The 25,057-nt window shown below is 55.6% G+C and carries 15 protein-coding genes; all 15 read left to right on the top strand.

Going from position 1 to position 25,057, the window contains the following annotated elements:
• Position 1: 1 nt before the first annotated feature.
• The 15 genes from FTE24_RS12340 to FTE24_RS12270 all read left to right on the top strand — a co-directional run bounded on the left by FTE24_RS12340 (position 2) and on the right by FTE24_RS12270 (position 25,051).
• A complete protein-coding gene (locus FTE24_RS12340) occupies positions 2–2,485 on the top strand; it encodes a transcription initiation factor TFIID (protein WP_150233597.1) in 2,484 nt (827 codons plus the stop codon).
• A 927-nt stretch (positions 2,486–3,412) separates the two neighbouring features.
• Positions 3,413–4,741: a VWA domain-containing protein gene (locus FTE24_RS12335; protein ID WP_150233595.1), complete on the top strand. Its 1,329-nt coding sequence runs from the start codon at positions 3,413–3,415 to the stop codon at positions 4,739–4,741.
• 146 nt (positions 4,742–4,887) lie between these two features.
• Positions 4,888–6,249 carry a dihydrolipoyl dehydrogenase family protein gene (locus FTE24_RS12330; protein WP_150233593.1) on the top strand — a complete coding sequence of 454 codons (1,362 nt, stop codon included), beginning with the start codon at positions 4,888–4,890 and terminating at the stop codon, positions 6,247–6,249.
• 305 nt (positions 6,250–6,554) lie between these two features.
• The gene (locus tag FTE24_RS12325; RefSeq protein WP_141448144.1) at positions 6,555–7,223 is read left to right on the top strand and encodes a beta-mannanase; all 669 of its coding nucleotides are present in this window, start codon (positions 6,555–6,557) and stop codon (positions 7,221–7,223) included.
• Between the two features lie 56 nt (positions 7,224–7,279).
• Entirely contained in the window at positions 7,280–8,536 is a 1,257-nt protein-coding gene (locus FTE24_RS12320; RefSeq protein ID WP_141448145.1) for a TRAFAC clade GTPase domain-containing protein, read from the top strand.
• Between the two features lie 3 nt (positions 8,537–8,539).
• A complete protein-coding gene (locus FTE24_RS12315) occupies positions 8,540–11,758 on the top strand; it encodes a GAP1-N2 domain-containing protein (protein ID WP_150233592.1) in 3,219 nt (1,072 codons plus the stop codon).
• 863 nt (positions 11,759–12,621) lie between these two features.
• A complete protein-coding gene (locus FTE24_RS12310) occupies positions 12,622–14,469 on the top strand; it encodes a DNRLRE domain-containing protein (protein WP_150233590.1) in 1,848 nt (615 codons plus the stop codon).
• A 209-nt stretch (positions 14,470–14,678) separates the two neighbouring features.
• Positions 14,679–19,487, top strand: a complete 4,809-nt coding sequence (locus FTE24_RS12305; protein ID WP_442978169.1) for a polymorphic toxin-type HINT domain-containing protein — start codon at positions 14,679–14,681, stop codon at positions 19,485–19,487.
• A 15-nt stretch (positions 19,488–19,502) separates the two neighbouring features.
• Positions 19,503–20,009: a DUF2247 family protein gene (locus tag FTE24_RS12300; protein WP_150235692.1), complete on the top strand. Its 507-nt coding sequence runs from the start codon at positions 19,503–19,505 to the stop codon at positions 20,007–20,009.
• A gap of 212 nt (positions 20,010–20,221) precedes the next feature.
• Positions 20,222–21,184 (top strand): RHS repeat-associated core domain-containing protein, encoded by a 963-nt coding sequence (locus FTE24_RS12295; protein WP_150235694.1) that lies wholly within the window; start codon positions 20,222–20,224, stop codon positions 21,182–21,184.
• A 273-nt stretch (positions 21,185–21,457) separates the two neighbouring features.
• Positions 21,458–22,513 carry a hypothetical protein gene (locus tag FTE24_RS12290; protein WP_150235695.1) on the top strand — a complete coding sequence of 352 codons (1,056 nt, stop codon included), beginning with the start codon at positions 21,458–21,460 and terminating at the stop codon, positions 22,511–22,513.
• A 218-nt stretch (positions 22,514–22,731) separates the two neighbouring features.
• The gene (locus FTE24_RS12285) at positions 22,732–23,439 is read left to right on the top strand and encodes a HEAT repeat domain-containing protein (RefSeq protein ID WP_150235697.1); all 708 of its coding nucleotides are present in this window, start codon (positions 22,732–22,734) and stop codon (positions 23,437–23,439) included.
• Positions 23,440–23,547: 108 nt separating this feature from the next.
• Positions 23,548–23,862 carry a hypothetical protein gene (locus tag FTE24_RS12280; protein WP_150235699.1) on the top strand — a complete coding sequence of 105 codons (315 nt, stop codon included), beginning with the start codon at positions 23,548–23,550 and terminating at the stop codon, positions 23,860–23,862.
• Positions 23,863–23,914: 52 nt separating this feature from the next.
• Positions 23,915–24,571, top strand: a complete 657-nt coding sequence (locus tag FTE24_RS12275) for a polymorphic toxin-type HINT domain-containing protein (protein ID WP_150235701.1) — start codon at positions 23,915–23,917, stop codon at positions 24,569–24,571.
• Between the two features lie 96 nt (positions 24,572–24,667).
• Positions 24,668–25,051, top strand: coding sequence for a hypothetical protein (locus tag FTE24_RS12270; RefSeq protein WP_150235703.1), 384 nt, complete (start codon positions 24,668–24,670; stop codon positions 25,049–25,051).
• Positions 25,052–25,057: the final 6 nt, after the last annotated feature.

Genomic DNA, 25,057 nt, shown 5'->3' with positions numbered 1-25,057 from the left:
CATGAACGAGCTGCTGGAGCAATTCGCCGCCGCGTACGCGGCGCGGGAAGAAGGGCTTCCGGGCTTCGCGGAAGGGAGGAGCGGCCTGCATTATCCGGCCGCTTTCCTGTTTGTCGGGGACCGGGCGGCCGAAGCGGCGTCGGTCTTGACCGAGCTGAACGGCGGCAAATACGACAACGCGGCGGGCATCGCCTATTTCCACGTCGCTTCGGCCGCGCTGCCGGAAGACGGACTGGACCGCCACCGCCAGGCGGTGCGTTTTCGCTGGGACGCTTTCGGCGGGCGCGGCGCGGAAGAGAACACGCTGCGCCGCGACACGCACCGGGCCTTCGTCAATTCGAAGGCGGACCATCTGTACGAACTGAATCGCGCGCTGCGCCGCTCAAGCCGCATGCTGTCCGAGAGCGGCCGGCTGTTCGCTTCGTTCGACCGGCTGCATCTGTCGGTCGTGACGCATGCCGACGACGCCATGAACGTGCTGACGCCGGAGATCTCGCTGCTGGCCGGCGCGGTGTTCGGGCAGTCGTTCAAGTCCGTGCAGACGGATCTGTACGTGCTCGTCAGCGATCAGGAGCAGTCCGATTCTTTCGGCTATTCCAGTTCGGTCGGCGTGTCGTTCCTGCGGGAACTGGATTACGTCCAGCGTCCGGAATACGCGTTCTCCGCGCCGCTGCAAGTGACCGAGAACCGGCTGACGATCGACGTGAACCACGCGCCGTCGCCGCTGTTCGATCTCGTCTACCTGCTGTCGGACAAAAACGAGCGCGGCATCGCCGCGCCGGGCGGCCTGCGCGGCGGATACGAGATTATCTGCCACGCGCATCTGCTCAAGAACCGCCGCCGCGACCACGGCGCGCCGGGCAGCGCCGCGGCTCTGGAAGAGCAGCCGCTGGAAGGGCTGAAGACCGGCGCCGGCCAGTACAACAATTCGTCGTTCAAAAGCGGCTTGTCGGACGAGTCCGGCCGCCGCGGCCTCGCTTCCGGCGGCTTCGCCCGGGTGACCCGGCCGGACCGCTCGATCGCGCTGGCCGTGCTGTACCATTTCGCGCGCGGCCTGAACCGCCGCATGCGGGAGATTCCCGAGACGCCGGCGGGCGAGCAGCTGTCGCGCCTCGAACTGGACCGCCCGCATATGCGCGAGCGGGCGGAACGCCTCGCGCCGGACGAAGGCCGGCTTGAGGACATGAACGGCATCATGAGTTCGTCCGCGTCGTATTCGTCGATTCGGCGCCTGACGCTGGCGGAAGCGGAAGAGACGCTGTTCGGCTCGGCCGCGGAGAGCTTTTTCCGCGGCAATTTCGAGGCGGAAGCGCAGCGGCGCCTGGCCGAAGCCGATATCGGCCGGGGCCTGCGGCAGTATGCCGAGCGGGCCGCGGCGGAAGACGCGCGGCACGGGCTGTACCGGATCGCCGCCTGGAGCGATTCGTCGGAATCCGCGAACGCCGCGCCGACGGCGCTGCTTGCGCAGATGCGCGAAGCGATGCTGGAGCGCGAAGGCGCCCGCGAAGAGCTGGACCGGCTCTACGGCGGTCTCGTCGAAGAGCAGCCGCACAAAAAGGCGCTGCTGCGCGACAGTCAGAACGTGCGCAACTTCGTCCGCTACTTCTTCGAGCACGTCTACGGACTCAAGCTGCGCATCCTGCGCCTGGAGATGGAGATCGAGCTGTACCGGCGCTACGAAGACGCGCTGTCCGAGCTGCATGTGCGCTATAAGGCGATGATTCGCCGCGTGGAGCAGCTGGAAGAGCGGCTGCGCCGCGCCGCGGAATACAGCGCCCGCAGCGCCGACGACTACATCGGCCAGAACCTGATGCCGTATTACGAGCGCGTCGTCGACGGCCTGATGCGCGACGCGGAAGACCGCCGCGGCCGCGACCATTACTTCGAGGAGCGCCGCCTCGGCGACCTCGCCGCGCTGATCGCGGACCGTCCGGAGGACGGGGGCGGGGCGGCCGGAACGGGTGCGGGGCCGGACGCGGGAATGAGCGCGGGCGAGCACCGGCTGCTTCAGCGGCTGGCGGAGCTGTGCACCCGCGAGCTGCTGGGCGCGGAACCGCTCGTACAGACGTACGAGCAGGAACTGCTGCGCCGCGCGAACGTCGCCGTCGAATACGAGAACCGCGAGACGATGACCAAGGAAGATTTGTTCCGCATCCTCTACCGGAAGCTGGAAGAACGCGCGGCGATCAACCTGCGGCTGTTCGACTACACCCAGGAACACCGCCACGAAGAAAAGTATTTTTTCGGCGACGGCAACGGCGAATTTATGCGCTATGCGCTGAACGAGGAAGAGACGTCGCGGATCTACCGCGTCGGCTATGTCCACGAACGCCGCAGCGACGGCGTCGAGAAGCTGAATCTGATGGGCGGCTTCCATATCGAAGACTTGATGTACTACCGTAACGGCCGCGTCTATTACGACGCCTATGTAAAAGCAGGCTACCTGTTCCACGCGATCGATTCCGAACGCCTGCCGGAGATTTGAGCGGAGGTTTAGGGTCGGTTAGGGTCGGTTAGGGTCGGTCTGGGGCGGAAAAGCCGTGCCTAGAGCCGAATGATTACCGCTTATCGATTGTCGTCGTTCGGTCTGCTTTATAATGGGACATTCTACGCCGTGAAGTCGCTATATGTGTAGAGGAAGGCGCAAAATAAGTGCAGGAAAGCAGTTATTTTGCGCCTTTCGGCTGTTTGAAGCCAAATAGCTGCGCTGCGACATTTAATTTGCCGGATAGAAGTCTTTTTCGGCGGATCTGAAGGAAATAGTTGTCGTGTCGCAGCTATTTTCATGCAGGCGCCAGGTTGATTTTCATACAGGCGTCCGGTTAGAAAGGCAAGCAGCTGGCTTATAGACCTGCCGGGTTTTAACAGCCGTTTCTTCGCAGGTCGCCGCAAGAAAACAAATAGCTGCACAAATCCAGCTAATCTACTCCTTTTAGCCGACTAAACTCGATTAGCTGCTTAAATCCAGCTAATTGGGCGGATTTGAGCTTTTTTCGGCAAATGAGAGCGAAATAGCTGGATTCTCGCAGTTATTCGCGCTTGTGAGACGTAGAGGAAGTGAATAGCTTGATTTGAGCAGCTATTTCCCACCTGACCGAACGCAAGACGCCGTTTCACGGCGCTGCAAAGAGTAGAGAAAAAGAGAAAAAGGGAAAAAGAGAAAAAGGGCAAGCGACAAAGCGCAAAGGGCAAAGCGCAAAGGGCAAAGCCTATGTGGCTGCGCCAGCCGGAACTTATCCATTCGCCCGAAGGGGTATTGGATGAAGTTGCGAGGGGAGCCGCTGTGTAAGCGGCCTGAATGTGGCTGCGCCAGCCGGAACTTATCCATTCGCCCCAAGGGGTATTGGATAAAGTTGCGGCATATTGGATGAAGTTGCGGGAGAGTTTGCGGCATAAGAAGGGAGTGGAAAAGATGCAGCGAAAAATCAATTGGCTTCTGCTGCTGTTGGCACTGGTCGGAGGGGGAGTCGGCTTCGCGATCGGGGAATGGCTGCTGAGCCGGTACGAAGGGGAAATGTCCAGTATTTTGCTGGTCGGCATTTATTTTGCGATCCTTGCTTTTTGCATAGGGCTTGGCTGTCTGGTCGCGGAGATGATCTCGCCGAAGCTGAACGGACGTTCGTGGAGGGAGCGCTACGCGGGCTTGTCGTGGAAAATGCTCGTTCCGGTGACGCTGGCGGCTTTTCTGGCGCTGGGTTCGCTGTTCGAGTTCGTGTACGAACTGGATCTGGGCGGAGCGAAGCGTATCAACGATATCGTGCTGGTGATCGACAATTCGGGCAGCATGGAAGGGGACGCGGAAAATCAGGGCAACGACCCCGAGAATAAGCGATTTGCGGCGGCCAAGGATCTGATCGGTCGCATGGACGCGGAGAAGCGAGTAGCCGTATTTACTTTTGACGAAGTACCGCAGCTCATTCAGCCTTTGACTCCGACTGCGACGGATGCGGAGAAACAGCAGATTTATGCCAAGATCGACGCGATCGAACCGACGACTTACAAAACGAACATCGATGAGGCGCTTACGGGTACGATGGAGCATATCGACGATCAGGGAAGTCCGGACAGCGGCGCAATGGTCATCCTGCTCTCGGACGGCATGACCGACGTTGACCTGAACGCCGTAGTCTCGGACTATCGCGACCGCAGAATTCCTATCAATGCGATCGGGCTCGGCAACAAAGACAATCAACAGCTCAACGAACAAGATCGCAAAGATTTGGAAGAAGGCTTCCGCCTGCTGCAAAATGTCGCGGAAGACACCGGCGGCACCTACACCGACGTCGCCAACGCCAACCAGATCTCGCTGGCTTTTCAGGACATTTACCGCAATCTCGACGACCATACGCTGCTGACCGAACGCACGGGGGCTCCGGCGGGCAGCACGTATTTGCAGGTGCTGCATATCGCGCTGATTCTGCTGATCGGGGCGGCGCTGGGGCTTGCGCTCGGCATCCTGTTCGACAACCGTTTTCTGGCCAAAAGCTTCGGGATCGGCGGCGCCGTGGCAGGTCTGGTCGCGGGTCTGATTCTGGAGTTCGGCCTGCAGGGCGATACGCTCGGCCATTCGTCCGTGCGGCTGCTGGCGGTGCTGGCTTTGGCGACGATCATCGCGCTGTTCACGCTGGTCGTGCCGGTCAGCGAACCGCAGCGCCGCGAACGCGGCCGCAAAGGTCTGGGCACGACGAACCCTTCCGCGGGCCTGGGCAAACGTCCGGGCGATCGCAGCAGCGGTTTTTAAAAAAAAGAAAGCCGGCAGAGGGACGAACACACTTAGGCGCGAACGCCCGGCGGTTGACGGTAGGGTTGGACGGGTAAATATATTTCGAGTGATTCAATAGTATACGACCGAAATCATATACCCCAACCGGAGAGGAAGTAAAAATCATGACTCAATCCCCGACCCAATCGTTCGACATTTTGTTTATCGGCAGCGGCCAGGCGGCCTGGAACGCGGCGCTGCCGCTCGCCGCGATGGGACGCAAAATCGCCGTGGTCGAGCGCCACAAAATCGCGGGCGTCTGCACGAGCTACGGCTGCAACCCGAAGATCATTCTGGACAGCCCGATCAAAGTGATGGAAGATGCGCAGCTGTACGGCGGAAACGGTCTGGAAAGTTCGTTTACCCTCGACTGGTCCAAGCTGATGGCGCACAAAAATTCGATTCTCGATCCGCTGCCGGACAAGGTGGAAGAGATGCTGACGGGTGCGGGCGTGACGATCTTGCACGGCGAAGCGAAGTTTGCCGATTCGCGTACGGTCGAAGTCGACGGCGTGCCTTACTCGGCGGAGACGATCGTGATCGCGGCCGGCCAGCGCCCCGCGGAGTTGGACATTCCGGGCAGCGAACTGCTGAAGACGAGCGACGATTTCCTGTACCTGCCGGAGCTGCCGAAGCGCATCGTGCTGATCGGGGCGGGCTACGTGGCGATGGAGCTGGCGTCGATCGCGTCCAAAGCGGGCGCGCACGTCGAAGTCGTGCAGACGTCGAACCGCGCGCTTGACGGATTCCATCAGCCGTATGCAAGCCGCCTGATCGAGAAAATGCAGGGCGACGGCGTCGTGTTCCATTTCGAAGACCGGGCGTCGGGCCTTGCGCGTCAGGGCGAAGAGTACGTGCTCACCACGGAAAAAGGACTTGCGCTGCCTGCCGATCTCGTCATTAACGCGACAGGCCGCATTCCGAACACGGATCTGTTGGGACTGGAAGCGGCAGGCGTCAATTATACGCAAAAAGGCATCGTCGTCGACCGCTACCTGCGCACGTCGCAGCCGAACATTTACGCAAGCGGCGACGTGCTCGACAAAAAGCAGCCGCGCCTGACGCCGACTTCCGTATTCGAAGCGAAGTATCTGGGCGCTCTGCTGTCGGGCACGATCGACGCGCCGATCGAGTATCCGCCGATCGCCACGATCGCTTTTACATTGCCAAGAATTTCGCAGATCGGCGTCTCGCCGGAAGAAGCGGAGCAGTCCGGGCAGTACACCGTGAAGCCGGTCGAACTCGGCAAGCAGTGGGACTTCCAGGGACGCGGCGATACCGACGCGCACCTGACGCTGGTGTTCGACCGGGACGGAAAGCTTGCCGGAGCGGCCGCTTACAGCCGCGAAGCGCTGGACATCGTCAATGCGCTGACCCCGGTCATCGCGCTGAAGCTGTCCGCCGAGCAGGCCGACCAGTTGGTCTACGCGTTCCCTTCGTTCGAATCGACGATTCCGGGACTGCTGCGTCAGGGACAGGCGAAGTAACGGACGAAGGTTCAAGGAAGATTCAAGGAAGATTCAAGCAAGGTCCAAGCAGAAAAGGATTCAAGACAGACAGCAATCCAAGAGTCATCAAGCAGGCGGCCGAGTCATCCGAAAGGGGTGCGGGCCGCCTGTTTGCTTCGATCGCGCCGCCCGATGACGCGTATTCCCCGGCTGTGGACGGGGGCCGCGGGCAGGCGGCTGTGTTATACTGGGAGAAGCTGTGAAGAATGAGAAAAAAGTCGGGACGGCGCCGGGATTCCGGTCGCCTCAAACGGCTTATTCGGTCAAGAAAGGGGGAATCCGGGATGCGCTTTATCGAAGCGGGTCCGGACTCGCCGGTCATCCGCGAATTGACGCGCCGCGTCAGCGGCGACGTCTGCACGCTGCAATGGCAGTGGCCGTCCGGTACGGATTCGGTCTATATCGGGCGCCGGGCGCTCGATGCAGAACAGGCGGGCGGCGGCTCGCCGGCGGACTTCGGGCCGGGCGGAGGCTTCGACGCGTCGGGACTGAAGCTGTACACGCGCGAAGAATACAAAGCCGCGGCCGGGTACCGGGATCGTCTGGACGGCATCGGGCGTTTTGTGTATATGGTGTATGCCGCGCTTCCGGGCTCCGGCGAGCCGGTGCTGGTCCGTCAACCGGACGGCTCGAACCTCGTCGAGACACCGGCCGGGCGCGCGAAGATTCGATACTCCGTCCGGGAGAGAAAGGCGCTGTTCCGCGCTTACAAAACGGTCCGGATCGAGATCTCCTGCGAAGTGCCGCTGGATGAGAACGTGCTCTGCTACGTCAAGAAAAGCGGCGGCTATCCGGTCGGTCCGCAGGACGGCACGGTCTATCCGTTCAGCGCGCCGTTTCCGGCCGGGCGCACCGGCCTGCCGGAGATCGAAGTGGGCAAAAACGATTTTGTCCGCGTATTTTTTACCGATGGAAAAAGGTACGGCCAGCTGTACGAGTTGGTGCCGGAGTAAGTGGGCTGCGCCAGCCGGAAATTGGACATTCATTTCATAAGCAAAGGGGAAACGGGATGAGCTTTTTTAGCCGATTCAAAAGAAAGCCGCAGGAGCAGCCGAGACCGCTCTTTTACGACATCGTCTGTCCGTACTGCTTCAGCAAATTTTCGCCGGAGGAAGTCGTCTTCCGCGCTTCGCACCATCGCGAAGACGACGAAGATTTCGCGCTGCGCGAAGACGCGCCGCTGAACCGGTACCGGGAGCGCTTCGGCCTCGATACGGTGTACGATATGGAAGCGATCCTGAATCCGCAAGATATTTTGCCGGAACATCGCACGTACACGGACAACGTCCTCACTTCGCTGACGGACCGCTACGGCGAGACGACGCGCAGACGGCTCTGTCCGCACTGCCACAACGAACTGCCGGTAACGGCGGGCAAAGTGCCGAGCAACATCATCTCGATCGTCGGCGCGTCGCAGGTCGGCAAATCCGTCTATATGACGTCGCTGATCCATACGCTCCAGCAGACGACGGCCGACCGGTTCGACGCCGCCTGCATGCCGCTGAACGCGGAGATCAGCCGCAAGTTCCGCATGAACTACGAAGAACCGCTGTTCGAACGCGGCGACCTGCTGGCGTCCACGCAAAAAGAGCGGATGCAGGAACCGTTCATTTTCCAATTCGTGTTCAAGGACGAGAAAAAACCTCCGCTGACGCTCGTCTTTTTCGACGTGGCGGGCGAGGGTATGGTGGACGAAGAATACATGAACCTGCACGGGCGGCATATCCGCAACTCCGCCGGCATCCTGTTCATGGTCGATCCGCTGCAGATCCGTTCGATCCGCGAGCGGATCCGGATCATGCTGGGCGACAAGCCGGGCGAGTGGACGAACCGCTACGACGAGCCGCGCGACGTGGTCTTGACGATGTTCAGCGACTTCATCTCGCATCAGGAAAAAGGCAAAACGGACATTCCGACAGCGGTCGTGCTCACCAAAAGCGATATGCTGCGCGCGCTGGCGGACGAAGACGGCGACTACATACGTCCCAACAGCAATGTGTTCAACAACATGGAGCACCATGACTATTTCGATCTGACCGAATTCGGCAATATCGACGGCGAAGTGCGGCGCTTTATCGAAAAAGTGGACCGTCCGTTCAAAGGCACGATGGACGTCTACTTCAACGAGACCGGGTATTTCGCGGTATCGGCGCTCGGCAGCAATCCGGTGGACCAGAAGATTCAGGGCGTCGTCAGCCCGATCCGGGTCGACGAACCGTTTATCTGGCTGCTGCACAAGCTGAATTATATCGAGGGGAGAGAATAAACGTTGAGCCCATTCTCCTCCAAAAAAATCGGCCAGCAGCTCTATACGCGCGCGCGGAGCGGCATTTTCCGGGATACGGAAGGCTACGACACGATCGCGCGGACGGAAGGCCTGGATGATTCGTTCGTCAAAAAAACGCTGCACCCGCTCTGCGCCTACGACGCGCCGGCCGAACTGAACGCTTCCGGCGTCAAGGAAGAGTCCGCCTACCCGGATTCCGTGCATCTGGTGCAGCTTGAGAACGGCGATGTCGTGCTGGGACGCAGCCTGTACAAATCCGCGGATTTTACAGGACTGCGCAGCACTTTTTTCACCCATAACTATGTCATTCCGTCGGAACGGGCGGACGCGCTGGCGTCGGACTACATGAATTTTCTGTACGCCGATTACGTGTCCGCCGCCGAAGAACCGGCCGAAGAAGGACAGCGCGGCGCGGAGCTGGCGGAACTTGACGCCCTGCCGATGCGGGCCGACCGGCCGCAGCCGAAGACCGGACCGGACAAGCTGGGCGAGATCGGCCTCGATCCGTCGTCGTTCAAGCGCCTGCTGCTCGCCGTGATGGAATCGGTCGGCGGACGGCGCAAAACGTACGTGACGCTGAACGCGCCGGTCTCCGAACTGAGCGCCCGCGCGCTGCGGCTGCTCGAAGTGCTGTACGCCGCGCTGCCGCCGGAATTCCGCCGGGCGCTCGGCTTCGTGACGTATTCGCGCGAGCCGCACAGCCGCAAAGGCGTCCATCTGACGTTCGTGGAACAAGGCTCGATGCGTCCGGGCGACCGGAATATCGAGAAAGACTTCCTGTTCGACTTTTCGCGCGGGCGTATCGTCAACGCGGCCGAAGGCGGAAGCTTGCAGGAACTGGCGGAATTTCTGCATGACGGCCTGCGCGATCCGCAGCGGCTGGAGAGGTTCTACTCGTTCGCGGACGAAGCGCTCGGCAGCACGCCGGATGCGCTGAATCCCGAACGGTATCTGGAATTGTCCCGGCTGTTCCGGATCGAGGAAGGCGATGAGACGCCGTACGAGCAGGATCGGCGGGGCATTCTGAACCTGCTGCTCGGCTGGGTTCGCCGCCCCGGCGAATCGCGCCTGCACGCGCGGATGTTCGACCTGCTGGGCAGCCGGCTCGACCGCGAGCTGGACGACCTGATGGCCGGGCGCATCCCCGAACCGGAACTGGTGCGCGATATCGTGGCGTATTTCCGGGTCGGCGGCAAAGGCGCGGGCGCGCTCGTGCTGCGGTATCTGCTGACGCTGATGCCGATGGTGACGCGCCAGAAGCGCAAAGACGGCGGCATGGCGTATTACGGCGTGATCGAGAGCGATCCGGAACTTGCGGACACGTTTTTCTCGACGCTGATCGGCAACCGCCAGCTGGCGGCGATGCTGTTCGAGCCGTATCTGGACCGCAAGCTGGAAGCGGCGGCCGATGCGGCGATGGTCGTGCGGATCGTGCAGAAATGGTCCGACGACCATCCGGGCCTGCTGAACAACGAGCATTTCTGCGATTCGTCGCTGCGGGTGCTCGGCAGCAAGCTGCGGCGCTCGGGCGAGCCGGTCTCCGCCGTCGGCGGCGTGATCGAGACGCTGCGCGGCGACGGCAATCCTACCGCCAACCTGATGGACGGCACGGGCGAAGAGCTGATGAAGCATCCGCTCTGTATCGCGCTGGCCGAAGAAGCGATCCAACATCTGCTCGACGAATGGGAATGGGAAAAAGTCACGCTGCAGCAGGTGACCGGACTCGGCTTCCTGTTCGAAGGGGAAAGCGAAGAAGAACGCACCCGGAAAGTGCGCGGTCCGCGCGGAACCGACCGGTATGCCGCGCTGCGCGCCGCTTACCTGTGGTTCACGCTGGAGCGCCCGGATGCCGGCCTGCTGGACGGGCTCAGCATGCGGGAGACCGACGAAGTGCAGAAGCTCGGCCGGCGCCTGCTGCCCGCCGAGATCGCGGCCGGCCGCTACGGCCGCCTCATGCCGGCGTTCTCGCGCAGCCTGAGCGGAGGCGGGGAAGACGTCGATTACCGCCGCCTGGTCGATGCGGTGCGGATCAATTCGTCCGCGTCCGGCGGCCGCGAAGCGGTGTACCGCTTCTTCAAGTGGTCGGCTTCGCAGGAGCCGTACGCCGAAGGGCGCAAGCTGAATCCTGCGTATGAAGCCGCGATCGTGCATTATTTTACCGCGCATGACCGCGAAGCGTTCAAGGACAAGAACAACCGGCGCGATTATTTCGACAATGCGCCGACGCCGCTCGCGGCCGTCTACCGCAAAATCCAGGCACAGCAGGCTTCGCCGCTCGTGCGCTGGATGCGCAAAAACCGCGGCCTCGCGCTCATGCTCATGGGCGTGCTCGCCCTGCTGATCGTCGGCGGCGGAACCGTCGGCGTGCTGTACGCGACCGGCGTATTGGGCGGATCGGAACAAGCCGCCCAGACGCCGGAACAAACGGCGGCGGTGCCGCCGGTCGAGACCGGCACGGACACGCCGGACGCGGGCGATAACGGCGGACCGGCGATGCTGGTCTTTGCGCCGTCCGACGGGCAGTCGGTCGAATTCCGCTTCCGGACGGCGGAAGAACGGGATGCTTTTGCGGCGGCTCCGCCCGGATTTACGCTGAAACTGCGGAACAACGAGAGCGTTCCGGTCGCGGCTCCGAAGCTGGAGCAGGGTCCCGATCCCGATCCGATCGAAGGAGCGACCGGGACGGAAGACCCAGCGGCGGGTGAACCGGCGGACGGGACGGATGGGGCGGGCGGTGCAGACGGCACGGACGGTACGGCCGGTGCAGACGGCGCCGATGGGGCTGCCGCCGGGACAAGCGGCGGCGGCGACGAGAGCGCCGGGACCGCCGGTGATGCGGCCGGCGGTGCAAACGCCGGAAGTTCCGGCACGGCCGGAGACGCCGGTACGACGGCGGGCACGGACGAAGCGGCGGGCGCCGCCGGTGAAGGTTCCGGTACGGAGTCCGGAACCGATTCTGCCGGAGACCCGGACTCCGGCGCCGAACCGGGAACCGGCGCGGATGCCGCCGGTTCGGGCACGGACGCTTCGGCCGGCGAAGAGGCCGAAGCGGGAAGCGGGTCCGCCTACGAAGCGGCGGACCCGGCGGACTATCCGTACACGGCCGTGTACCGGATCGCGAGTCCGCTCGGTTCTCCGGTCGACGGAGTGACCGTCGACGGGCAAAGCTATGATATCCGCACGGATGCCGCGGCGCAATAATACCGATCAAGCCCTCTACGTCAGCAGCGTTTCGCTGCTTGCGTAGAGGGCTTTTTTTGCATGGAAATCCGATGCGTTCCCTTTGCCTAAGAAGTCGGAATTCGGAAAAAATCGGCACGCAAACTTCGCTGTTTCGCCCGTATCTTCCCGAACAGCTGCGTAACGACTTTTATTTCCCTGTATTTGTCCGTCTAAGACGAAATAACTGCGTGACGACCGTTATTTCCCCATATTCGCCCGTCTAATACGCAATAACTGCGAGAGAGCAGTTATTTTCCCATACCTTCACCAAAACCCGCTGTTCTCCGCAAAATAACTGCATCTGCGCAGCTATTTGCCATCCTGTCCCCTTTTTTAGCCGAAATAAGTGTACTCACGCCGTTAATCTCCAATTTTCCATTTCCAATCTTCAATTTCCCACCCGCCGCCGGCCTCGATCCCTCCATCCTCTCGTACAAATACCGAGCCAGCCCTATGCCCCTACAAACCGAGTCCGCTGCGCAAACCGCAAAATGCCACGCACTTCCCACTCTTTTTCCACTGTAAAAATTTGGCGTAATCTTTTGCAAAAATTATGCTAACTCGGTCTTTTACGTTCAATAATATCGGGACTTTTGGTCACTCCCTTACCAAAATGAAATGGAAATAATAAGTTTTATATAAAAATAAAAGGATATTATTCTGTTTAGTCCTGTAACAAATTGTTTATTTATCTCTTGCTTGGCACAATAAACAGTTTAAAGCCGGGTCTTTAGTTTCAAATTTGAAGTAGTTTAGTCTTGGGTCACTAGTCGTAAAGGTCAGTACGTCGCTCGGGTATCCCGGGCAATCAACCGTTTATCGGAATTGGAGGAACATCGCACATGCGCGCAAAACAAAAATGGCTTCTGTCCACCCTGCTCGTCTCCTCGCTTGGAGCGCAGGTCGTGCCTCATTCCGCTCTGGCCGATCCCGAACCGGCCAAGGCGCCGGACGAGACGCAGATCAAGAACGACAAAGCGGCAGCCGCTTTTATCGAAACGCCGGCCGAAGTGGTCAGCGAAGAAACGGCCGACCGTACGCTGTACAGCAAAGAGTATCTCATGAGCGACAACAGCCGGGAGACGGTATTGTCCGCCGCTCCGCTGCATTACCGGGACGACAACGGCGATTATCAGGACATCCGCCTGTCGCTGACGTTGGAAGAGGTTTTGCCGGAAAAAGAAAGCGCGCCGACCGCCGACGTTCCGGCCGCCGCCGACTCGCAGCCGGCCGAATCGACGGAAATCGAATCGACGCCGACCGAAACGACGCCGCAGGCCGACAGCCCAGCCGCAGCGCCGGAAACTGCGCCTGAAGCTGAATCCGATGCAGCCAAGCCGGAAGCGTCTGCACTCCGCTCGCTGTCTTCCGCTTCGCTCGCGGAACCGGCTGCCGAAGCACCGTCCGCCGAGCCGGCGAAGGAAACGCCTGCGCAGCCCGCGCCGTCCGCTGACGAACCGGCCGCCGAGACGCCAGCCGCTCCGCAGCCTGCCGAAGACAAGCCGGCTCCCGCCGCCGAAGAACCGCAGGCTCCGGCAGCCGAACCGTCGTCCGCTCCCGCCGCTCCGTCTGCCGAAGCCGGTTACACCTCGGCGACCGTGCCTTACACGCCGAGCCTACATAACGCTTACGCACAAGGCTTTTCGCTCGGCGCAAACGGCAGCACCGTCGGCCTTGTTCCGGTCGGCGCGCAGGATGCGCAGGCGGACGTATCCCAATCCGCTTCCGGCCAACTGAGCTACGCCAACGTCTGGAACTCTACCGACGCGAACCTGGCGCTTGCCGCTTCCGGCGTTGAACAGACGCTGAACCTGGCTTCCGCCGACGCGCCTGCGACGTTCCGTTTCGAAGTGCAGGGCCCGCTCGGCGCCGATCTGACGAGCGGCAGCCTGGCCGTATCGCCGGCCTGGTTGACCGACGCGAACGGACAGCGCCGCGAAGCGCGGCAGACGCTGCACGAAGACAGCGGAGTCCGCTATCTCGACGTGGAAGCGGATCACCGCGATCTCGCGTACCCGGTAGAACTGCATACCGGCATCATGCTGCAGACGACCGCGCAGACGGCGACCGTCACTGCCGAACCGTCGGAGTCTGCCGAAGCTTCCGCCGAGATGAGAACGTTCGCCCGCTCCGCGCCTAAGCCGTTGGATCGCCGCACGTATCTCCAGTTCGACCTGTCCGGCCTGCCGGAAGACGCGGCCGTTCGCGAAGCGTACCTGACGAGCGCCACAGGCGGCGAAGCCGGCAATCCCGACACGCTGCGCGTGCTGCGCGCCGTGGAACCGTGGAACGAAGCGACGCTGACTTCCGACGAGCAGCCGAGAACGGCGCTGCGCGCCGACGGAGCCAGCTACGGCAAGCTTCGCACCGACGAATCCGGACAGCCGCGCATCGACCTCGATCCCGACCTGATTACGCGTTGGTTGACCGACGAGCAGCCGAACTACGGCGTGCAGATCGACAGCGCCGGCGAGCCGACATCGTTTGCGGAAGCGCCGCAGCTGCATATCCGCCACGGAGGCGACGCGGTCAGCACGCTCAGCGCGGCCGGCACGCCGATGCAGTTCCAGTATTTCTACGACGACCAGAGCCGACTCCAATACATCCTGTTCTCGTCCGGCGAACGGATCAACTTCACGTACGACACCAACGGCAACCTGATCAAAAGAGAATACGTTCAGGGCTTCTGAGTACACCAAACTAGAGAATCGAGGGGAAATCGTTCGTGAAAAAACCATTTTTCAAAGTCCTTAACGCCGCGCTCGTCGCAGCCCTGCTGCTGCCGCCGATCGCCGCTCCCAATCGCGCGCAGGCGGCTCCGGCCGCTCCTGCCGCGTCCCGTGCCGCCGTATCGGCGCTGTCGAACGTCGCTTTCAATAACGGGTTCGCCCCGCAGTCCATGTACGAGATCGCGGCGAACACGCCTTACAGCGGCGCTGCCGAAGGCGAAAACATCTCCGATGCCAGCGGCTCGCTGACCCGCATGGAGACCGACTTTAGCCTGCCGGGCCGCGGCGGGCTGGACTTTACGCTGGGACGGCTGTACGAGAGCAATACCGCCTACATCTGGGAGCCGAAGATCGCGCAGACGACGAACGCTTCCGGCCAGACGGTGTACACGAACGACAACGAATACTATACATACAACGAACGCACGTCGAATCTCGGCGTCGGCTGGACCTGGGCTTTCCCGTCCGTCGAACTGCGGGGCGACCAGCGCTATCTGCACTTTGCCGACGGAACGGTGTATCAGATCGCCGCGGACGGTCAGGGACTGGTCGATTATCCGCTGCAGGACGTGAAGTTCGCGCCTGCGACGACCGTGATCTCCACGCAGGACGCCGCCGGCAAAACGGTAACCGCCACGGCCGCGTACTCGCTGACCGACACGCTCGGCACGCAGTCGCTGTTCAATGCGGAAGGCCGCTGGATCGGCACGAAGGACGCTTACGGCAACGTGATTCTGGTCGAATACGCCAAGATAGCCGTTAACGACCAGAACGCCTACCCGATGATCAGCCGGGTTATCGACACGCTGAACCGCGAGATCAAGTTCTCCTACAAATCCGATTCCGTGACGGTCGGGTATGCAGGCAAATCGCTCGTTTTTAACAAAAGACTGATCAGCGACACGAACAAAAAGCGCAACCTCACTTCCGCGGTCAACGAGAACGGCGAGACGACTTCGTACGGCTACGCCAAGCAGAATGCCGGCTTCGACGCCGACGGACCGGGCGGAGCGAACGCCGCTTCGACGATCTACTCCGGGCTGAACGCCGTCACTTACCCGACCGGCGCCAGCACGATGTACGAATACGACAAAACGACCAAGCGCTTCGGCGAAGCCGGTACGCTCGATTACTACCGGGTGAACAAGCGATATGATGCCTTGAACGAGAGCGGCACGAAGAAAAAGAACNGCACGACGATCAGCAATCCGAACGCTCCTTCGAACGTGCCGTCCACCGAGAAGATTACCGAGACGACCGTCCTGAACGCCGATCATCTCGCGGTTAAGGAAACGCGCGAGAAAACGGGCGAATACAAGAAGCAGATCGACACCGTCTACGATCCGGATCAGCAGTTGGCCGTGCGGATCACCGAGACCGATACGGACTACACGCAGAAGCCGGAGAAGACCGGCAATAAAGTCCATGCGTACACGTACGATCAATACGGCAACGTACTGACCTACACCAATCCGCTGGGCCATATCGGCAGCTATTCGTATTCGGCGACGTACCCGGGACTTGCGCTGAGCGAGCGCAATACCGTATCCGGCGTCATCACCGACGATATCTCGCACACCGCCGATCCGGCGCTGCCGCATATTACGCAGACCGTGCAGAACTACGCCGACGAGAGCGGCCAGGCCAGCCTGCTGCAGATGACGTATCAGCACGATGCCTACGGCAACCTGACGCAGACGGTGCAGCAGTTGGAAAATGACAAAACCCAGCAGACAGATATCGAATACGGCGCAGCCGTCAAAAACGCGTATCCGACTGCCATCAAGCAAAAAGTAACGGAAAACGGCACGCCGAAAACCATCGAAGAACGTTACGAATACGATCTGGCTACGGGCCGCGTAGTCAAGCACTTCGACGGTAACGCGGTAGCCAAAGGCGCTCCGGCCGGTTCCGACGAAGCGTACGAATACGACAACGTGGGCCGAATCAAAAAAGTAACCCGTCCCGCCGCGGCAGACGGCACTCGCGCGACGTCGACCACTGCGTTCTCGTACAGCACCATCGGCCAGATCGGCCAATTCTACACGGTGGACGAAGAAGGCAAAGAAAGCAAAGAGATCTACGACGGTCTCGGCCGCCCTTCCGCGGTTGAACTGAAGCGCAAAGACAACAATAACAACGTCGCATTCTACACGCTTCAGTCCAACCACTACAACGATCTGGGCGAGCTGGATTACACGACCGACGGCGAAGGCCATAAGACGAGCTACACGTACGACGCCAACGGCGAGGTCAAAGAAACGATCTCGGCAGCAGGACGCGTCACGGGCTATGGCTATAACAACGTCCTGAACCAGGCGACGACCACGACCGACTACGGCGCGAAAGTGACCGAAGAGACCGACGCGGCAGGCCGCTCGACCGGCACGACGCGTACGGATGATAAAGGCAACATCATCAAGTCGACCAACCAGTACGAAGTCGGCGGCGATCCGTTCGCCATGAGTTCCACCGACGGCAAAGGTGCCACGACCGGCTTCACGAACGACGGGCTGCACCGCCTGCAGAACGTGACGCAGAGTGCCGGCGGCACGTCGATGAACACGAAATATTCGTACAACAAGCTCGGTGCAATGACCGAAAAAGTGTTCCCGGATCTCACCAAGATCGCATACGGCTATGACGAACTGGGCCGCCGGTTGTCCAAAACGGACTCCGTGCTCGGCAAAGAAAGCTACACGTACGACAACAACAGCAACATCACCGGCGGCACGACGCGCGGCGGCATCAGCGTCGTCAATCAGTACGACGAGCAGAATCGCCTGACTTCGTGGAGCAGCGGCGACAAGAACGGCTCGTTCACGTACTACAAGAACGGTCTGCGCAAGTCGATGACCGACGAGACCGGCACGACCCAGTATTTCTATACGCTGGATAACCGTCTGGAACGGATGACCTACCCGGACGGCAAGCAGATCTCGTACACGTATTACAAAAACGGTCTGCCGAACACCATGACCGACCCGTTCGGCATGACGACAACGTACATCTACAATGCCGACAACCAGTTGTCGCAAGTTCTTACGGACAACACGAAGCAGGCCGAATACACGTACCGCGACGGCCTGACCCAATCCGACGAGAACTATCTCAAGTCGTCCCAGCTGTACCAGACCAAGCTGGGCAACGGACAGATCACGACGACGTACACGAACGACGGATTCGGACGCCTGACGAAGCTGCTGCAGTCGGCTGGCGGCTTGACCAAAGCGTTCACGTACGGCTACGATAATGGCGATAACATCACCAGCCGCAGCGACGGCACGACAAGCGGTACGTTCACGTACGACGAACTGGATCGCATCATCACCAGCTCCGAAGGCACGGAGACGTACACGTACGACGGCAAAGGCAACCGCCTGACGCTGCAATCCAGTATCCAGATGCCGCACCGGGATAACATCGATTACACGTACAACCAGGCCGAACAGCTGAGCGGAATTACGCGCAACCAGACTTCGGTAAGCTACAAGTACAACGGCGACGGCCTGATGACCGAGCGCAGCATCACGAAAAACGGCCAGGCGACCACGACCCGCTACTACTACGACGGCGCGAACATCATCGCCGAAGGCACCGTAGCCGCAGACGGCAGCGTCACGTTCAAAGCCCGCTACGTGCGCGGCGCGCAGCTGATCTACCGCGAAGATGCGAGCAACCAGAAAGCCTACTACCAGCACAACGGCCACGGCGACGTGACCGGACTGGTCAAAGCTGACGGCACCACGCTGAACAGCTATACGTACGATATCTGGGGCAATCCACTGACTGCGGACGTCCAAGTCGAGAATCCGTTCGGCTATTCGGGCGAGTTCTGGGATGAAGATACGGGCCTGCAATACCTGAGAAGCCGTTGGTACGACCCGAGCATCGGGCGGTTTATTCAGGAAGATACGTTTGAAGGGTATGTGAACCGGCCGAGCAGTTTGAATCCGTATACGTATGTGGAGAATAATCCGCTGAAATATGTAGACCCTAACGGTTATGCGCCTCAATGGTTAGAAAACACGTGGAGCGCCGTCAAGACCGGCGTGAAAGAAACCGCTGATTTCCTCGTCATTGACGATATCAAGACGCTGACGAGCTCGCAGTCTTCGACGATCGACAAAGTCATTGCCGGAGCCAGTCTGCTTCCGGTAGGTAAAGTCATCAAGGGCGGCAAATTGTTCGTTGAAGTGGCCCAGGCAGGAGATAAAGCCGCTGGCGCAGCGAAGGCAGTTAAAGCGGTCAATAAAGCCTGCAACTGCTTCACGGCAGAGACCAAAGTCAAGACCGATCAAGGCGAGAAAAATATCGAAGACGTCCAGATCGGCGACAAGGTGTTGTCCAAAGACGAAAACACCGACGAAGTCACCTACAAGCAGGTCACGGCGACCTTTAACCACAAAACGGACGAGATCTACAGCATCCATGTCGGCGATCAGGTAATCGAATCGACGTATAACCATCCGTTCTGGGTCGTAGGTAAAGGCTGGGTGTTTGTCAAAGACCTGAAGCCCGGCGATCTGTTGGAGCAAAGCGATGGGCAGACTTTAGAAGTCGGAACCATCGAAGTCCAGCAGCGTCAGACGACGGTTTACAATATGACGGTGGAAGGATTCCATACGTATTTTGTGAGCGGGTTGGGGATTTGGGTTCATAATGATGAATGTATAACTCCTGTAGCAGCAGCGAATGCAATAGCTTCTGCTGATCGTGTAGGGTCTGCTCTGAACAAATCTGATAAAAACCATCGTGCAGCTAGCTTTTTAACAGAAGCACAGTTGTCTAAGGGTAAAACTTTTAATTCTACAGGAGGAGATGGGGTTAAACGAACGCTACTTCAAGTTAATGGTGAAATGAATGGAAAAAGCGGTATATATGAGTATCTACTACAGCCAGGAGGCACTGTTTCTCACCAATTATTTATCAACGGGGGAGAGATAACCGGAAAAATAAACCAACAAGTTAAAAAATAATGGGGTGAACCGAATTTGAATACTTTAAACATTAAACTCCCTTATTCCTATATTATTGATTACATCGATTTGGATTGGCACGTCCTTTTATTCGCAGTTGAAAATGGATTTGTTGAAAAGGAGTCTGTATTGCGATATGCCGAGAGCCAAATCGAGACAGAAGCAAATCCTTCACAACTACTTCTAGATTTAGCTTGGGAAAAGGATGAAAATTCTGTATATGAATACTTGATAAAGCTTGCAAATTTAAGTTCACCCAAAGATGAAGAGAACTTAAAAGAAAAATTTTTATTTTTATTGCTAAATTGGATTTTCGAAAATCGTGAGAAGTACGGAGATCCACTTGAAATGGTTGAAATCATTTATGCCGATTTTGATTACCCGGAAGAAATATCTGGATTTGTAAGATATATGCCTCCACAATATCCTCTCCATTCTTCTAAACCAGAGAATGTAAAACAGCTGTATGAAAATTGGGAAAAGTTTTGCGAGAAAAAGAAAAAAGAGAATAAGAAAAGTTAGGCATACGACAATCTCTTACATGTACCTATGGACTAAGGAGCCCCCAATTGCGAATCCCTCTGGGAACAGCGAATGGGGGTTCTCTCGTTAAGCAGCATGTGACATAGCGATTTGCTGTTCCTGCGTTAAGCGACCGGCCGCGTACTCAAGCACTTCGACGGCAATGCGGTGTCCGAAGGCAACTGAGCCAACTGCAGCGCAATCAGACTTCGATGAGCTACAAGTACAACGGCGACGGTCTGATGACCGAGCGCAGCATCACGAAAAACGGCCAGGCCACCACGACCCGCTACTACTACGACGGCGCGAATATCATTGCCGAAGGCACCGTAGCCGCAGACGGCAGCGTCACATTCAAAGCCCGCTACGTGCGCGGCGCGCAGCTGATCTATCGCGAAGACGCGAATAACCAGAAAGCGTACTACCAGCACAATGGTCATGGCGACGTAACCGGACTGGTCAAAGCTGACGGGACCGCGCTGAACAGCTACACCTACGACATCTGGGGCAACCCGCTTACCGCGGACGTCCAAGTCGAGAATCCGTTCGGGTATTCGGGCGAGTTCTGGGACGAAGATACGGGCCTGCAATACCTGAGAAGCCGTTGGTATGACCCGAGCATCGGGCGGTTTATTCAGGAGGATACGTTTGAAGGGTACGTGAACCGGCCGAGCAGTTTGAATCCGTATACGTATGTGGAGAATAATCCGCTGAAATATGTGGATCCGAGCGGTCATGAGTTCGAGCCAAGCATAGGAGTAGGCAAAGGTCCAACGCCTCCGACACCACCGACACCACCACCCTTCTTAAAGTGGGATAATCCTGCAAGTAGACCGACTTGGGGGCATACTTGGTCGGATCATGGTCAAGCGCGAACGGAAAGTGCTCTTTATAATAGAGCAAGATCAAAATTAACTCAGCAAGGACGATGGTGGAACAATAAAGCAGCTGCAGCTTTTATTGCTCCAATTGCACAACGGGGTTATGGAGTTTATGATGTTGCGCTGCCTGCAAATAATCCTTCTAGAACTTTTTTTGGGAATAATACAAATCTAAAAGCAGATCGTGCGAAAATTGCTGTGAGAGCAGATGGTAGTGTGCGAACAGCTTATCCATACCATAGTGATTATCGTACTAACAAGTACGATTATAGTCTGCCATTAATGCCTGAATAACGGTTTTTAAGAGTAGATTAAATTTTTAATTTTTTTATAATTATTTAACAATTTTATTGCAAACCAGGCTTAAGTATTGAAGAGAATTTTGACTTTCTATAGTTACTGTATCCACTTAGAACTACCTGCTAAAATCAAGAGAATTAGGAGAGAGCCGGCGGGAGCCGGTTCTTTTCTGTATAAGAGTCTCTTTGTATTCAGTTCGAAATGTTACACTTTATTTTACAATCCTATTTTTTCATATCTTTTAATTACTTAAAGGAGAGTTGAATAATGGATATTGATTACCGAATGGAACGTATGAAGAGGCAGTTGGAAATCACTTTATTTAAAATTGATGTAGCGCTGCGTTTTTCAGAACCTGTAAGAACCTCCGATTTAAAGCTGGCAGAAAACTTGCTTCAAGAACTTTTCATACTGTCAACTTATGCCTCGAAAGAAATACTCAATACGCTATATTATGGTTTTCCCTATTTTTACGAAGCGGATTTGAGTTTTTCTTCTTTTGAAAAAGTAGTGAGAATTCGAGAGCTGTCAGCTACTTTTCAATGTACGGTGCTGAGCACTTTGGAAACCAAAGAAGCTCCAGATGATCAAACCAGACAATGGATAGAGCAGATTGAAGGTTGGACAGAGGATGTACAGAAGAATCAAGCTCATATTGACGAATGGCGGAACCTTTTGGACAGTATCCATCTTGCACATGAAAAATCAGAGTTCCTCCCAAAAGCTTTAGCTTTTCATTTATTCAAACTTATTAGAGCATGCTTAGACAAAGTGCCTGTTTCGATACAAGAGGAAGAGAGGGACTCAGATAGAGATCCAGTTCAAGAATCATATCTGAATTTCTATGCACGAATTGCAAAGATCTATGCTTCAGAAGAGCAGAACAGCAAAAGCCCGAAGTGGGTAACCGCAGAAGCGGAGACAGGGTTGGAAGAAAAAATCGGGTTCCCTGAAGAGTTTGCTGATCTGGGACAAGACTGGGAATTTATCGTCGCTGATGCATCCCGATTGGACGAGTTTTTGAAAGCTTACACGGAATCGAATTTGAATATCGAAGAAAAATTCACTCTAATGATAATCATTGCGGAGTCTTACAACGATCTACTGTGGAAGTACGAAGTAGACCCTGGAGATTTGGAACCGCTACGCAAGTTGTTGATTGAAGATTTCTTTATTCATAAAGAAGGAATCAGATATTGGATAGAAACGCTTGATGAAAACCTGGAGAATCTTGAAGATTCTTTTCCGGTTGCGCTGTTGATGAAAGAGCTTGTAGAATCGCAAGAGATGGAGAGAAAATGGGCTTGGAATCACGGTAAATGAATCTTAAAAAAAGAGAAGAGTAAAGTAATAAAACAGCGCATTTGTTGAACAAAAGCAGCTCGGCTATAATAGAGAAAGAGGCTTTTATAGCGATGTGGAAGGTTTTATGATTAGGAGCGGGACACTTAAATTGAAAATCTTTTCTTGAGAAACCCTCTTTTCGATTTTTTGGAAAAGAGGGTTTTTTGAATCTACTGTATTCAATAGGGGGAATAATTATGGAAGAAACTGAATTCGAATTGGAATTGAATAAAAAACTAGACTATTTATTTGAGGTCGAAGCAGGGAAGGTTCCTGATTTTGAAAGATTAGAATTATACGCAAGTGATCCTTTTGGTCTGGTTCGTGCGGAGACAGCTACTGCTTTAGGAGACTGCTTCAATGAACAAGCTGAAAAAATACTTTTAAAACTCGCTCATGATAAGTACTGGCTTGTACGTGCTGAAGCGGTTGATGTATTAGGGCAAAAAAGTTTTTCGCTGCAAGTATTGAAGAAAATTAAAAGAATGACTCAAAAAGATCGTTCGATGGTTGTACGTGCCTATGCTGTTCTTTCTTTTTATGATGTAGCCGCCGCCTTACAAATGAGAAAAACTGAAATACTATCTATTTTAGAAAAAGGCTTAGAAAACGAAAGATCGAATTATGTTCGTTATCAATATTATCGGGTGATGTATGAGTTAGGGGAAAAAGAATACTTGAATAAATTATTCAAAGGACGTTATGAGAAGACCTATACTTCGAGATGTTCGGTGAGTGGTAAATTGTTTGAGATAGCGGATCAGGAAAATGTTGAAGAAATCAAGGCGTTTGCAATAGATTGGCTGAAGGAAGAAGAGAAAAGGTCAGTACGTTCAGGATTAGAAGAACTTTTAGAACGATGTGAGACACTAATAGCAGAATCAAATACAAACAAACATCTATGAAAAGTTACCGACAGTTGGGCTATTCGTTACGACAAGACAGCGAGCATGTTTAAGTCATTAAGATGAATACATTTCCGGGTGGGTTGAATTATAGAGGAGGAGAATAGAATGTTTACGACTCTTTTGCAAACCAAGGACTACGAAGTAATTGAAGAAATACCTTCGGTCGATGGAGACGAAAAGTATTTAATTCAGGATATGGACGACGAAAATTTCCCTTTTCTCAGTGAGTTGTCTAATTGTGAGTACTTGCTGGTCATAAGTGCGAGGATACCTGATTTAATGCGAGAATTGGAGTTGCTGCTTAATCAAGTACAAGATATTCAATCTTTAGAGCATTTAAAAAAAATCAAAGAATTGGCTAAGAAATGCGAAGATTTAGAGGGGAGCTTCTTATTTATTACTCCTTTTGAGGTGGAATAAATGAAGAGAAGACAACGAAGGAACTCGCCTTCATTGTCTTTGCGACAAAGTCTTGTCCAAAGACGAAAACACCGACGAAGTCACCTACAAGCAGGTTACGGCGACCTTCAACCATGAAACGGACGAGATCTACAGCATCCATGTCGGCGATCAGGTAATCGAATCGACGTACAACCATCCGTTCTGGGTCGTAGGCAAAGGCTGGGTGTTTGTCATAGACCTGAAGCCCGGCGATCTGGTGGAACAAAGCGACGGCAAGACTTTAGAAGTCGGAACCATCGAAGTCCAGCAGCGTCAGACGACGGTTTACAATATGACGGTGGAAGGATTCCATACGTATTTTGTGAGCGGGTTGGGGATTTGGGTTCATAATGATGAATGCTCAGAAGCAGCTCGATATCAAAGATATTGGGAACAAACTTATAATGATCCCTACAAAGGAGAACCGAATACAAGACAAAGACTTTATACCACGCCAGGAAATCGGAGTATACTAGATCAAAAAATCAATACAAAAACGGGAGAGTTATATAAAAGAGAAACTATTTACGATGAATTTGGAAGAAAAATTGGAAATAATGATTATACGGATCATGGAAGACCAGATGTGCCTTCACATACTAATCCACATTATCATGCTAATCCTTATAAGAATCCTAACCAACACGGACCAGGAACTCCAGGATTACATCCTAAAACTCCGAGGTGATTTGTTATCGTTGCAGTTGCACATTTTCTTCTAGCTGCTTCAAGCAGTGGGTACTACGATAAAGAAAAGTGGCAAGAATGGGCAGATGAAAAAATTTTGGAAAAAGATGAATTTCATAATTGGATTATTGAAGTATCTTTGGCTAGAACATTCAATGATCTCAATGAATGTTTAAGCGATATGTTGATCGAAGAGAAACATAAATGCAAAAAAATTAATTTTAGTGAAGCAGTAATTGGACACTACTATATTATGTATCTCGATAATAAATTAAACGTGATAGAATTGCTTTTGAATTCTGCTGAAGAAGCAGAAGAAGGATTGGATATAGGTAGTGAACCTTTTTATGTTATAAAAGACCTGATCGAAGAAAATTCTCAAGGGAATTTAAGCGTAGATATTCAACAAAAGATTGCACATTTGTTTTGCTTCTTTTTTAAGATAGCTAAACAACAAGAAGAATATCTAAAAAACTTCTAAAAATCT

This window comes from Saccharibacillus sp. WB 17 (assembly GCF_008634075.2).
Taxonomy (GTDB): domain Bacteria; phylum Bacillota; class Bacilli; order Paenibacillales; family Paenibacillaceae; genus Saccharibacillus; species Saccharibacillus brassicae.
The sequence above is the reverse complement of the archived record's forward strand: the minus strand, read 5'-3'. Positions and strand labels throughout refer to the sequence as shown.